This is a genomic window from Pseudoduganella sp. R-34 (assembly GCF_049904655.1).
Lineage (GTDB): Bacteria > Pseudomonadota > Gammaproteobacteria > Burkholderiales > Burkholderiaceae_D > Rugamonas.
On sequence record NZ_CP184572.1, the window covers coordinates 1,859,900 to 1,873,630 of the forward strand.

The window sequence follows — 13,731 nt, forward strand, 5'->3', positions numbered from 1 at the left end:
CTACTGCTTCGGCGCTCCCATTGGAAGGAACCATCTATGTGATTCCTCGGGGAAAGATGAGAGCATTTGGACTAATATTGCGTCAATTAAAAACTGGCCAACGATACAATTTTGAGAAGATCCGTCTCATTTATGAAACGATAGCAAGTGAACCAGTTATAGATTGATTACCGAGGATGATTTCATTTTTAATACGCCGCATCTGGCAAATGGCGCCGACACTGCTGGGTGTTGTGTTACTGGTGTTCGTGCTGTTCAACTGGGTAGGTGGCGATCCTGCCTATATCCTGGCCGGCAAGATGTCCGACGCCGCCAGCATCGACAATATTCGCCGCCAGCTTGGCGTGGACCAGCCCTGGTACGTTCAGCTGGGAATTTTCCTGAAGCAGATCGCGACTTTCGATTTTGGCCAGAGCTGGGCCACCGGGGAAGCGGTATCGGACATCATCACTTCCCGCCTGGGGCCTTCGCTGACCGTGCTGGTGCCGCTGACCTTGCTAGAAACCGTGCTGGGCATTGCACTGGCCCTGGCGGTGGCCTTCGTGCGCGGTTCGCTGGCCGACCGCGCCGTGATAGTCGCTTGCACGGTAGGCATGTCGATCTCCATCCTGGTCTATATCATCGTGTTCCAGTATTGGCTGGCCTACAAGGCGGGCTGGTTCCCGGTGCAGGGCTGGGGTGCCGGCTTGCCGGAGAACCTGCGCTTCGCAGCGCTGCCCATCCTGATCGGGCTGGCTGTGTCGCTGGCGCCGACCTTGCGCCTGTACCGCAGCTTCGTGCTGGACGAAGTCGGGCAGGATTACGTGCGCACGGCGCGCGCCAAGGGCTTGCCCGAGCGGCGCGTGATGTGGCTGCATGTGCTGCGCAATGCGGCGATCCCGATCATTACCCACGTGATGGCGAATTTGCCGGCCATGCTGATCGGCGCCTTCCTGCTGGAGCGCTTCTTCGGCATCCCGGGCATCGGGCGCGAAGTGATCCTGGCGGTGGAGCGTTCCGATTTCCCCGTGATCAAGGCGATTACCGTCTACGTAGCCGTGGCGACCATGGTGTTCAACCTGCTGACCGATCTGCTGTACCAGGCTGTCGATCCGCGCGTACAGCTCAAGTAAGAAGGACAGCGCATGCATGCCATTCATGACTCGGCCGGACTGTGGACCCTGGCCTGGCGCCGCCTGCGGGCAGACCGGATTGCCATGGCGGCGCTGGCGGTCGTAGCCGGCTTCCTGCTCCTGCTCGCAGCTTCCGCCAGCGGCATCGTAGCAGCCGACTGGGAAGAGGAGGTTGCGCTCAACTATGCGCCGCCGACATTTGCTGCGCCGCCTGCGGTGCAGGTGGCGCACGATGCCGCCGCCGGGACCGACAACGCCGGCAGCGCAGCGCCACCCCCCAATGAATTCGACCCGCTGGCGGAAGACCTGCGTGAGCTGCGCGCCACCCTGGGCAAAGCGGTCGCCGAGCCCGCTGCAGGACGGGCTCCGAGCCTGCCATTCGGCGCTGACAAATGGGGCCACGACATCATCAGGAAAACCATCAAGGGCGGCGAAACCTCGATCGTGGTCGGCCTGGCTGCGGCCACGCTGGCAGTTGGCCTGGGCACGTTTTTCGGCGCCGTTTCCGGCTTTTACGGCGGCGTGGTGGACGATTTCTTGAACTGGTTCTACAACGTCTTTACCTCGATCCCCTCGATCCTGATGATCCTGACCGTGGCCGCCGTGCTGCAGCAGAAAGGTGTGCTGACCATAGTCCTGATCCTTGGATTGACCGGCTGGACCGGCCCATACCGCCTGATCCGCGCCGAATACATCAAGCACAAGGCGCGCGAATACGTGCTGGCTGCCGACGCCATCGGCGCTTCGGCCTGGCGCAAGATGTTCAGCCACATCTTCCCGAATGTCAGCCACGTGGCCCTGGTGCAGCTGTCGATCCTGGTGGTGGGCTTCATCAAGGCCGAAGTGATCCTGTCCTTCCTTGGCTTTGGTGTGCCGGTCGGCGTGGTGAGCTGGGGCTCCATGCTGAACGAGGCCCAGAATGAACTCGTTCTCGGCAAATGGTGGCAGCTGACTGCTGCCGCCAGCGCCATGGCCTTGCTGGTCACGGCCTTCTCCCTGTTTGCCGACGCCCTGCGCGACGCGCTCGACCCCAAGGTGAAATGACATGCTGCTACAGGTCCGCAACTTGCGTATCCGCTTCCGTACCGACAAAAAGAACACTGTCGAGGCGGTGAAGGGCATTTCCTTCGACATCCCGCATGACCGTACGGTCGCCCTGGTGGGCGAGTCGGGCAGCGGCAAGTCGGTCAGCTCGCTGGCTGTCATGGGCCTGCTGCCGCCGCAAACGACCCTCATCGACCAGCAAAGCAGCGTGCTGTTCGAGGGCCGCGAAGTGCTGCACCAGCCGGCACGTGAACGCCGCGCCATGTGCGGCAGGGATATTGCGATAATTTTCCAGGAACCGATGTCCTCGCTGAACCCCGTGTTCACGGTCGGCTTCCAGGTCGGCGAAGTGCTGCGCCTGCATATGGGCATGGACCGGCGCAGCGCCCGCGCCCGCACGCTGGAGTTGCTGGAAGAGGTGGGCATCCCCGATCCGGCGGCCAGGATCGACGCCTATCCGAGCCAGTTGTCGGGCGGCCAGCAGCAAAGGGTGATGATCGCCATGGCGATAGCCTGCAGGCCCAAGCTGCTGATCGCCGACGAGCCCACTACCGCACTGGATGTCACGATCCAGAAGCAGATCATGGAACTGATTGCCGGGCTGCAGAAGAAACACCGGATGTCGGTGCTGTTCATCACCCACGACCTGGGCCTGGTGGCGGAAATTGCCGATGACGTGATCGTGATGCGGCACGGCGAAGTGCGCGAAACTGGCGATGCGCGTGCGGTGTTCGCCGATCCGAAAGACCTGTACACGCGCGCGCTGCTGCACTGCCGGCCATCGCTCGACGCGCGCCCGGTGCGCCTGCCGGTGATCAGCGACTACATGGAAGGGCGCTTCGGCGCTGCCGTGCAGCAGGCGCAGCGCGCGCGCGGCAGCGCTCCGGGCGATGAGATCGTGCTGGACGTGCGGGGCCTGAAAAAGAGCTTCTGGCTGCGCGAAGGCCTGTTCGGTAAGCGCGAATTCCAGGCTGTCAAGGACGTCTCGTTCACGCTGGCGCGCGGCAAGACACTGGGCGTGGTCGGCGAATCGGGCAGCGGCAAGTCCACGCTCGGCCTGACGCTGCTGCGCCTGCACCAGGCCAGCGGCGGCAGCGCCCTGTTCAAGGGGCGTGACCTGCTGGCGATGAGCGACAAGGAGTTCCGCCCGTTCAAGCGCCGCATCCAGATCATTTTCCAGAACCCGTATGCCTCGCTGAACCCGCGCTTTACCGTGGGCCAGATCCTGCTGGAACCGATGCGGCTGCACGGCATCGGCGCCGACGACGCCCAGCGGGTAGAGCTGGCGCTGGCGCTGCTGGAGCGGGTAGGGTTGCCTCAGCAAGCCTACCATCGCTATCCGCACGAATTCTCCGGCGGCCAGCGGCAGCGCATTGCCATCGCGCGCTGCCTGACCATGAAGCCGGAAATCCTGGTATGCGACGAGTCGGTATCGGCGCTGGACGTGTCGGTGCAGGCCCAGGTGCTGAACCTGCTGCAGGACCTGCAGGACGAATTCGGCCTGTCCTATATTTTCATCTCGCACGACCTGTCGGTGGTCAGGTACATTTCCGACCAGGTGATGGTGATGCACAAGGGTGAAGTGGTGGAAATGGCCGACTCGGACGAACTGTATCGCAACCCGCGGCACCCCTACACGCGCTCGCTGCTGGCGGCTATCCCCAGGGCTGCTTGATCGCCCCCAGCAAAGCTGGCACACTGGTCATTCGCGCCGCATACCGCGGCGCCCCGGCCGGAGCAGGTCTTTGCGTTCGAACAAAGTTGCCTCCATCGCATTATTGGTCAGCGTGGCGTTAGCGAGCATCGTCAGCGCCGTGCTGCTGGTGTTCGCCGCTTATTCCTATTCCTCGGAGAGCAGCAAGCGCTGGCAAGAGCTGCAGCGCGTGCTGAACATCAGCGCCGACCAGTTGGCGCTGGGGGTAGCCATGCCAGCCTGGAATTTCGACGACAAGCAAGTGTTGTCCATCATGCGCGCCAGCATGAACCAGCGCGACCTGCATGCCATCGTGTTGTACGGCACGGGCAGCAAGCGTGAGCTGGTGGTGCAGCGCGGCCCCGGCGACAAACTTGAAACCAGCCTGCCGCTGGCAACCACGCCGGACATGCTGGTGGCCCAGCGCCCGGTCGTCGTCGATGGCGCCGCGATCGGCACCATCAAGGTTTTCGCAACGCCAGCCTATATGCTGCAGCAATTGCAGGACCAGCGCCGCGCCAACCTGATGGCGATCCTGGTGCTGGCCGCGGCGCTGGTCACCAGCCTGTACGGCTTGCTGTGGTTCCTGATCCTGCGGCCACTGAAGGCTGTAGGCCAGTACGTCATGGGCGATACGCCGCAAAAGGCCTGCTTCTACGGCGAACTGCGCACCCTCAAAGAGTCCATCCACAAGATGTGGGAGCTGCTCGACAGCCGCTACCGCGCGATGCGCGAGAGCGAGGAACGCCTCAGCGTTGCCACCCGCGCTGCACGCATCGGCATCTGGGACTGGGACGTGGTCTACGACGAATTGATGCAGGACGACGAGATCATGCGCCAGTACGGCCTTGGCAGCCGGCTGGGCGGCGGCAACTACAAGGCCTGGCTGGAGCGCGTGGTGCCGGAAGACCGGGAGCGCGCGCGCGCCGAAGTGGCGGCCGCCTTGAACGGCGAGCGCGACTTTTCCCTGCAATTCCGCATCCGCCGGCCTGACGGCACGCTGCGCCACTTGCGTTCAATGGCTCGCTCCTTCCGCGATGCGCAGGGCAAGGTGGTGCGCATGGTCGGCGTCAGCATCGACGTCACCGAGGCTACCGAAAGCGAGCAGGAGTTGCGGCGCCACCGCAGCCACCTGGAAGAACTGGTGAGCGAACGCACGGCAGCCCTGTCGGTAGCGGTCGCCGAAGCCCAGGCGGCCAGCCGCGCCAAGAGCGTGTTCCTGTCCACCATGAGCCATGAACTGCGTACGCCCCTGAATTCGGTGATCGGCTTTTCGCGCCTGATGGCGCATTCGACCACCATGTCGGCCGATGAAAAACGCAATATGGCGATCATCCACCGCAGCGGGCAGCATTTGCTGGCCTTGATCAACGACATCCTCGAGCTGTCGCGGATCGAGGCCGGCGGCGTCAGCTTGCACCGGGAAGCGGTCGACGTGGCGCAGCTGCTGCGCGATGTGTGCGATATGGTCGGCGAGCGTGCCGTGCAGGCCGGGGTGGCGTTGAAGATGGAATGCGGCGCCTTGCCGCGCGCGCTGATGATGGATGGCGCCAAGGTGCGCCATGTGCTGCTCAACCTGGTGACCAATGTCCTCAAGCATGCGCGCCAGGGCACGATCACGCTGTCGCTGCGGCCGACGGGCTTGCCCGGCGGGCGGCATGGCCTGGCGTTTGCAGTATGCGCGGGACAGGCTGGCATTCCAGAAGACCCCGGCCTTGGCCTGGCGATTTCGCGCCAGTACGTGCGCATCATGGGCGGCGAGCTGGAAGTCGAGCCCGGGCCGAGGCCGGGAGCGGGCACGGTATTCCGCTTTACCATCGAGGCGGAAGAGGCCGATGCCGGCGAGCCCCTGGCGCGCCTGCCGCAGCTGGCGCCGATGCACCAGGGCCGGCGCATCCTGGTGGTGGATGACGGTGTCGAGGGCCGCCACCTGTTGCGCAGCATGCTGCTGCCGGCCGGCTTCGAGGTTCAGGAGGCGTCCGATGGCATGGAGGCACTGGATGTCATCGCCAAGTCGCAGCCGGAACTGGTATTGATGGACTGGCGCCTGCCAGTGCTGGACGGGCTGGAAGCAACGCGCCGCCTGCGCGCCGATCACAGCCTGCCGCAGCCGCGCGTGGTGTTGATGGCGGCAACGGCCTTTGGCGGCGAGCGGCAACAGGCCCTGGCGGCCGGCGCCGACGACTTCCTGCACAAGCCGGTGGAACAGGACAGGCTGTTCCGGATGCTGCAGCAACAGCTGTCGCTGCAGTACGTCGAGGGAGCCCTGCCTTAGCCCTCGTTTTGCGCTACCATAGTCGAACTATGGCTAACCTAATATCCTTGTTGCAGCAGTATGGTGTCCTGATCGTCTTTGCCGTGGTGCTGGTCGAACAGATGGGGTTGCCAATTCCTGCCTATCCGGTGCTGATCGTGGCCGGTGCGCTGGCCATCGATAATGGCAATAGCGCGCCGTTTCCGGTGGTGCTGGGCGTTGCCATGCTGGCATGCCTGCTCAGCGATTTCTTCTGGTTCCGCGCCGGCCGCCGTTTTGGCAAGCGCATCCTCAAGCTGCTGTGCAAGATTTCGCTGTCGCCGGACTACTGCGTCAGCCAGACGGAAGACAACTTCCGCAAATGGGGGCCGAAGTCGATGGTGGTGGCCAAATTCATCCCCGGCTTCAACACCATTGCCCCACCGATGGCAGGCGCGCTGGGCACCGGCGTGCCCACCTTCCTCGGTTTCAGCCTACTGGGCGGCCTGCTGTGGAGCGCCACCGGACTGCTGATCGGGGCCTATTTCCATGCCGACGTGGACAAGGTGCTGGACGTGCTGTCGACCATGGGGTCGACCGCGCTGACGGTGCTGGCTATCCTGCTCGGCCTGTTCGTGCTGGCCAAGTTCATCGAGCGGCGCCGCTTCCAGAAGGCCATGCAGACCGAGCGCATCAGCATCGACGAACTGAAAGAGTTGCTCGATTCGGGCCATGATCCGGTAATGGTCGATGCCCGCAGCGCCACCGCACAATTGCTGGATCCGCCGGTGCCGGGCGCCCTGCTGGTAGGCGCCAGCGACCCGCTGGCCGTGATCAAATCCCTGCCGAAGGACCGCCACATCATCGTCTACTGCAGCTGCCCGAACGACGTCACCGCCGCCAAGGTCGCCAAGCAGCTCCACTCCCACGGCTACAAGCGCGCCAAGCCCTTGCACGGCGGCCTCGATGCCTGGAATACCGCCTTCCGCAGCGAGGGCGAATCCGCCGTGATCGCCGAACAGACCCCCGACAGCCTCACCCCCGCCGACTCCCGTCATTAATTAAAGTCGGGGTCAGGTCTGGCAATCCGCCAAAAAAGGCACGTGCGTGCCTTTTTTGGCGGATTGCCAGACCTGACCCCGACTTTTTTTACGCAAGCTGGAGTAGTCATACTACCGTCGAAATATCGCGTAATGTAGTGTGTGTACCTAATTTTTACGTTTCTTGTACTCAAACTACAAAGAATTCCTTGCGTCTCGGCTAACAAATCCCTTAGGATTAAGGCTCAACTTAATCGCTTGTGCCCATGACTGCCCAGACCATCCCTGTCACGCCTGCCTTCTTCCAAAGCCCGCGCCTGCTGGCCGATGTGGGTGGGACCAATGCCCGGTTTGCCCTGGAACTGGCGCCAGGCAGGATTGAGCATATCCACGTGCTGTCCGGCGCAGCTTATGCAACGCTGGCCGATGCGCTAAGGGCTTACCTGGCGCTGCCGGATGTGGTGGCGGCTGCCGGCCTGGGCGTGCGTCATGGTGCGATTGCGATCGCCAATCCGGTCAATGGCGATTACGTCAAGATGACCAATCACCATTGGGAGTTTTCGATCGAGGCATTGCGCCTGGAAGTGGGCTTCGAGGTGCTGGTGGTGGCCAATGATTTCACCGCGCTGGCGCGCTCGCTGCCGCTGCTGGCGGATGACCAGAAGCGCCAGGTCGGTAGCGGCACGCCGCAAGCCGGCGCGCCGCTTGGCCTGATCGGCGCCGGCACCGGCCTGGGCGTGTCGGGCCTGATCCCGTCGGCAGCCGGCTGGACCGCACTGCTGAGCGAGGGCGGCCATGTCAGCTTCCCGCCGATGAATCCGGAAGAGGTGGCGATCCTGCAATATGCCTGGACCGAATTCCCGCATGTGTCGGCGGAGCGCTTGCTGTCCGGCGTCGGCATCGAACTGATTTACCGCGCGCTGGTGGCCCAGCGCGGCCATGAGGAGCCGGTACTGCCGGCGCCGGAGATTGCGCGCCGCGCGCTGACCGGCGAGTGCCCGCTGTGCGACGATGTGATTGAGCACTTCTGCACCATGCTGGGCACCATTGCCGGCAACCTCGGCGTGACACTGGGCGCGACGGGCGGCATCTATATTGGCGGCGGCATCGTGCCGCGCCTGGGCGAGCGCTTCGACCGTTCCGGCTTCCGCGCCCGTTTTGAGGAAAAAGGGCGCTTCAACAAATACCTGGCGGCGATTCCTACCTATGTGATCACTGCCGAGTACCCGGCTTTTGTTGGTGTTTCGGCAATCCTGGCCGAGCGCCTGGCCGGCTAAGCGAGCAGGCTTTTACACTTCTCCTGACTTTTATCAGGTACAATTGGCCAAGTTGGATGAAGCGGCGCCTGTCGTCCGCCTTGTTTTCGCCCTGAAAACGCTCTCCACCTGAGACTCTCGCCCCGGCGCGTAGCGGTCCGGCGCCTTCTTACTTAGTTACACAACCAAATGTAGTGTATGGATAATGCAGAGGCTAAGAAAGTCCTCGAAGCTGCGCTGCTATGCGCCCGTGAACCCTTATCGATCCACAGCCTGAAAAAGCTGTACGTCGAAACCGACGACCAGGGCAATCCGCTCGGAGCTGGGGTCGGCGCTGATACGATCAAGGAATTGCTGGAAGAGTTGCGCCAGGATTGGCAAGGGCGCGGCATTGAGGTGGTCAGCCTCTCCAGCGGCTGGCGCTTCCAGAGCCGGCCTGAAATGAAGTTGTACCTGGATCGCCTGAATCCGGAAAAACCGCAGAAATATTCGCGCGCCACGCTGGAAACGCTGGCCATCATCGCTTACCGCCAGCCGGTAACCCGCGGCGATATCGAGGAAATCCGCGGCGTTGCGGTGAACTCGCAGACGATCAAGATGCTGGAAGACCGCGGCTGGGTCGATACGGTCGGCTATCGCGATGTTCTGGGCCGCCCGGCCTTGCTGGGCACGACCAAGCAGTTCCTGGACGACCTAGGGCTGGAATCGCTGTCGCAACTGCCGCCGTTGCAGCAGATCAGCGATACGCAGAATGAAAATCCGCTGGAAGTGCTGGAGGCTCGACTGACCGAGAACTTCGAGAAGGCGGCGCACGAAGCACAAGCAGCAGAAGAAGAGAAAGAGGCGACGCCAGACGAGGCGCCGCCGGTAACAGATGACCCGGCGCCCGATAACGTCGAGCCCTTAGCAGAAACGAATAATGAACAAGCCTGATAACTCCCCAGAAACCGGTACCCCGGCAGCCGCCGAGACCGCACCCGCCAAGCCGAAACGCCGCACCAAGGCGCAGATCGAGGCTGACAACGCTGCCGCTTTGGCAGCCGGCGAAATGCCAAAGCCCAAGCGCCGTACCAAAGCCGCAACTGCGGCCGAAGCTGTGGCGGGCGAGCAGCCTGCTGCGAGCGCGGAAGCGGCTCCGGTCAAAAAGCCGCGTGCCAAAAAGGCTGTAGCAGCGGAAGCGGCGCCGGTTGCGGAAGCCGCTCCAGCGCCGGTTGCATCGGCGCCGGTGGAAACTGCGCAGGCCGGCGAAGGCGGGGAAGGCCAGGGCAAGGATCGTGGTCGTGCGCCGCGCGGCCCGCGCCAGATGCGCGAACAGCGCGCACTGCGCCAGGCTGAAAAGGCTGCCGTGGCGGCAGCGGCACTCGGCGCCGAAGCAGCGCCTGCCGAAGGCGCCGCGCCGGCCGCCGCTGAAGGCGGCGAGGGTGCGAGCCCATGGCCAAGCGCAGTCCCTGCTGAAAAGCGCCACGACAAGCACGGTAAGCACAAAGGCAAGAAGGGCAAGCACGGCAAGCAGGCGCACGGCGAAGGCCAGGGCGCGCAAGTCGGCGAGGGCGGGCAGGGCCAAGGTCAAGGCAAGGGCGGCCAGGGCAAGCAACGCGTGCCGGGCGCCTTCGGCAACAAGATGAAGGCCAAGGACAAGTCGTCCGAAGCCGATGCGGTGTTCTCTTTCGTGACCTCCGACGCGTTCGACCGCGACGAGGGCGGTTCCGGCAAGCCGGTCAAGGCGCGCCGCGACCTGACGGCGGAAGACGATGCGCCGAAGCTGCACAAGGTGCTGGCGGAAGCGGGCATGGGTTCGCGCCGCGACATGGAAGAACTGATCATCGCCGGCCGCGTGTCGGTGAACGGTGAGCCGGCCCACATCGGCCAGCGCATCCTGCCGACCGACGCAGTGCGCATCAACGGCAAGCTGGTGCAGCGCAAGGTTTCCAAGAAGCCGCCGCGCGTCCTGGTATACCACAAGCCGGCCGGCGAAATCGTGTCGCACGACGACCCGGATGGCCGCCCATCGGTGTTCGATCGCCTGCCGACCATGAAGACCGGCAAATGGCTGGCCGTTGGCCGCCTGGACTTCAACACCGAAGGCCTGCTGCTGTTCACCACCTCCGGTGACCTGGCCAACCGCCTGATGCACCCGCGCTACAACATCGACCGTGAATACGCGGTGCGCACCCTGGGTGAGCTGGAAGAGGGCATGCGCCAGAAACTGCTGGCCGGCGTCGAACTGGAAGACGGCATGGCGCAGTTCACCAAGATCGCCGATGGCGGCGGTGAAGGCGTCAACAAGTGGTACCGGGTGGTGATCGGCGAAGGCCGTAACCGCGAGGTACGCCGCATGTTCGAGGCGATCGGCCTGACCGTGTCGCGCCTGATCCGTACCCGTTACGGCGCGCTGACCTTGCCTTCGAACTTGAAGCGCGGTCGCTGGGAAGAGATGGAAGAGAATTCGGTGCGCGACCTGCTGACGGCTGTCGGCTTCAAGAAAGAAGGCAGCGCCGGCGCTGGTGCTGGCGAGGGTAAGAAGCCGCAGGGCGGTCCGGGTCAAGGCCAGGGCAAGCGTGAACGTGAGCGCGAGCCGAATGGCAACCGCATGGATGTGAGCAACAAGAATGCCGATCCTTTCCCGCAGGCGCCGCGCGGTGGCCGCAACCAGGGGCAGGGGGCGTTCTATGGTGCGCCGCGTCATGGCGGCGGCTTCACCGGATTCGGTGACCAGCAGCCGGGTGGCCGTGGCGCCGGTGGTGCTGGCGGCGGCAAGGGTAAGGGTAAAGGCAAGGGGCAGGGTAGCGGTCCTCGCCAGCCGGATCCGCTGATGACGACTTTTGGCTTCGCTGGCCAGGGCCACGGCCACGGCCAGGGGCAGCAGCGCCGCGGCGGGCACCAGCCGCGCGGCGGGGCTTCGGACCATGGCATGCCGCGCCGCCGTAAGGGCTAAAACCGGTAAACCGGTGTCTGACCCGCAGGGTCAGACACCTGCCCAGCCAGCGGCAGTAGCGTACAAGTGTCTGCCCCCGCGGGTCGGACGGGGCGGCCGTCCGACTGCAGTGCCGGTTTAAGGTGTTGGTTTTTGAGCACCTTCCTATTGTTACACCCTCGTCCGCTGTGGTATGTGGCATTGCAGCGAAGTCAATAAGGCGCTATAATGAGCAGCCTAGTTAAAGTTCTTCGCAGGTATTTTTGCCGAGAGTGCTTTCATCTGGCTGCAGTAACGAAAGATGGGCAGTTGCCCATTTTTTTTTGGTTGAATCGTTTTAAGTATCTGGAGATTTCTTTTGCAACTGCCTGAATTGATTGAAAAAACCGTCGCTGGCCTCGGCTACGACCTGGTCGATTTCGAACGGGCCGAACGCGGACTGCTGCGTGTTTATATCGACTTCACGGCGGAAGATGCAGAAGAAAAGGGCCCGATCACGGTTGAAGACTGCGCCACGGTGAGCCACCAACTGTCGCACGTGCTGACGGTCGAGAACGTTCCTTACGAACGCCTCGAAATTTCGTCGCCTGGCCTGGACCGTCCGCTGCGCAAGTTCAGCGACTTCGTCCGCTTTGCCGGCTCCGAAGCGATCGTCAAGCTGCGCATGGCCATTCCAGGCACTGCAAATCGCAAGTCCTACCAGGGCATCCTGACGGAGCCTGAAGGCGATCAACTGGGTATTGAATTTGAAGGTAAAGAAGGTCCTGCGGTGCTGAATTTCACGCTCGCGGACATTGACAAGGCACGCTTGGTGCCGCAGGTGAATTTTGGGAGCCGCAAAGCATGAGTCGCGAAGTATTGTTATTGGTTGATGCGCTGGCGCGCGAAAAGAACGTCGACAAGGAAGTCGTGTTCGGCGCGCTCGAGTTCGCACTGGCGCAAGCCACGAAGAAGCGCTATGAAGGCGAAGTGGATATTCGCGTTTCGATCGACCGTGAAAGCGGCGAGTTCGAGTCCTTCCGCCGCTGGCACGTAGTGCCGGACGAAGCCGGCCTGCAACTGCCTGACCAGGAAGTGCTGCTGTTCGAAGCGAAAGAGCAGATCCCTGACATCGAAGTCGATGAATACATCGAAGAGCCGATCGAATCCGTGGAATTCGGCCGCCGCTTCGCCCAGGACACTAAGCAAGTGGTCCTGCAGCGCGTGCGCGATGCTGAACGCGAGCAGATCCTGCAAGACTTCCTGGAGCGCGGCGACGCGCTGGTCACCGGCACCATCAAGCGCATGGAACGCGGCGATGCGATCGTCGAATCCGGCAAGATCGAAGCCCGTCTGCCGCGCGACCAGATGATCCCGAAGGAAAACCTGCGTATCGGCGACCGCGTGCGTGCCTACATCCTGCGCGTTGACCGCAATATGCGCGGCCCGCAAGTGATCCTGTCGCGCACCGCGCCAGAGTTCATCATGAAGCTGTTCGAACTGGAAGTGCCGGAAATCGAACAAGGCATGCTGGAGATTAAATCCGCTGCGCGCGACGCCGGCGTGCGCGCCAAGATCGCCGTGCACACCAACGACAAGCGCATCGACCCGATCGGTACCTGCGTCGGCATGCGCGGTTCGCGCGTGCAGGCCGTGACCGGCGAGCTGGGCGGCGAGCGCGTGGACATCGTGCTGTGGTCGGAAGATCCAGCGCAATTCGTGATCGGCGCGCTGGCACCTGCCAACGTGTCCTCGATCATGGTTGACGAAGACAAGCACGCGATGGACGTGGTGGTTGACGAAGAAAACCTGGCAATCGCCATCGGCCGCTCCGGCCAGAACGTGCGCCTGGCTTCCGAGCTGACCGGCTGGAAGATCAACATCATGACCGCGGAAGAATCGGCCGACAAGCTGGCCACCGAAACCGCTGCCGTGCGCGCACTGTTCATGGAAAAACTGGATGTGGACCAGGAAGTGGCCGACATCCTCGTGGAAGAAGGCTTCAGCAGCCTGGAAGAAATCGCCTACGTGCCGATCTCCGAGATGCTGGACATCGAAGCGTTCGACGAAGACACCGTCAACGAGCTGCGTACCCGTGCCCGCGACGCCCTGGTGACCGAAGCCATCGCTTCGGAAGAAGGCCTGGAAGGCATGGAAGAGCAGCTGGTTGGCCTGGAAGGCATGGACCGCGTCACCGCGGGCAAGCTGGGCCTCGCAGGCATCAAGACCCTGGCGCAATTTGCCGGTCTGGCCTATGACGAGTTCGGCGCCATCCTGGCATTGTCGAGCGACCGCGCGCGTGAACTGATTTCGAATGAGTTTGAGAATGTGACCGACGATGAAATGAAGCTGGTCGACGGTAAGTACGATGATCGCGCCAAGGCCCTGCAAGCCAAGGCCTGGGCATCGTCCGAAGCGGCCAAGGCCTAAAGAATGGCCTGAACAGCAGTAGCAGCTTTA

Annotated in this window: 10 protein-coding genes; all 10 read left to right on the forward strand. The window is 63.0% G+C overall.

Annotated elements, in window-relative coordinates:
• The first annotated feature begins 176 nt into the window (after nt 1-176).
• The 10 genes from ACN9MW_RS08585 (at nt 177) to nusA (ending at nt 13,701) form a co-directional block, all read left to right on the forward strand.
• Entirely contained in the window at nt 177-1,112 is a 936-nt protein-coding gene (locus ACN9MW_RS08585) for an ABC transporter permease (RefSeq protein ID WP_426169804.1), read from the forward strand.
• Between the two features lie 12 nt (nt 1,113-1,124).
• Nucleotides 1,125-2,156 carry an ABC transporter permease gene (locus tag ACN9MW_RS08590; protein WP_426169807.1) on the forward strand — a complete coding sequence of 344 codons (1,032 nt, stop codon included), beginning with the start codon at nt 1,125-1,127 and terminating at the stop codon, nt 2,154-2,156.
• A 1-nt stretch (nt 2,157) separates the two neighbouring features.
• Nucleotides 2,158-3,831 carry an ABC transporter ATP-binding protein gene (locus tag ACN9MW_RS08595; protein WP_426169809.1) on the forward strand — a complete coding sequence of 558 codons (1,674 nt, stop codon included), beginning with the start codon at nt 2,158-2,160 and terminating at the stop codon, nt 3,829-3,831.
• Between the two features lie 70 nt (nt 3,832-3,901).
• Complete coding sequence (locus ACN9MW_RS08600; protein WP_426169811.1) at nt 3,902-6,124, forward strand: response regulator; 2,223 nt, start codon at nt 3,902-3,904, stop codon at nt 6,122-6,124.
• 29 nt (nt 6,125-6,153) lie between these two features.
• Nucleotides 6,154-7,143, forward strand: a complete 990-nt coding sequence (locus ACN9MW_RS08605; protein WP_426169814.1) for a VTT domain-containing protein — start codon at nt 6,154-6,156, stop codon at nt 7,141-7,143.
• A gap of 245 nt (nt 7,144-7,388) precedes the next feature.
• Nucleotides 7,389-8,399 carry a glucokinase gene (locus ACN9MW_RS08610; protein ID WP_426169817.1) on the forward strand — a complete coding sequence of 337 codons (1,011 nt, stop codon included), beginning with the start codon at nt 7,389-7,391 and terminating at the stop codon, nt 8,397-8,399.
• A 177-nt stretch (nt 8,400-8,576) separates the two neighbouring features.
• Nucleotides 8,577-9,311 carry an SMC-Scp complex subunit ScpB gene (scpB, locus tag ACN9MW_RS08615; RefSeq protein WP_426169820.1) on the forward strand — a complete coding sequence of 245 codons (735 nt, stop codon included), beginning with the start codon at nt 8,577-8,579 and terminating at the stop codon, nt 9,309-9,311.
• Nucleotides 9,298-11,313 carry a 23S rRNA pseudouridine(2605) synthase RluB gene (gene rluB, locus ACN9MW_RS08620; RefSeq protein WP_426169823.1) on the forward strand — a complete coding sequence of 672 codons (2,016 nt, stop codon included), beginning with the start codon at nt 9,298-9,300 and terminating at the stop codon, nt 11,311-11,313. The genes scpB and rluB overlap by 14 nt, the downstream gene beginning before the upstream one ends.
• Nucleotides 11,314-11,650: 337 nt before the next feature.
• Nucleotides 11,651-12,139 carry a ribosome maturation factor RimP gene (rimP, locus tag ACN9MW_RS08625; RefSeq protein ID WP_130315189.1) on the forward strand — a complete coding sequence of 163 codons (489 nt, stop codon included), beginning with the start codon at nt 11,651-11,653 and terminating at the stop codon, nt 12,137-12,139.
• A complete protein-coding gene (nusA, locus tag ACN9MW_RS08630) occupies nt 12,136-13,701 on the forward strand; it encodes a transcription termination factor NusA (protein WP_426169826.1) in 1,566 nt (521 codons plus the stop codon). The genes rimP and nusA overlap by 4 nt, the downstream gene beginning before the upstream one ends.
• The last annotated feature ends 30 nt before the right edge of the window (nt 13,702-13,731 follow it).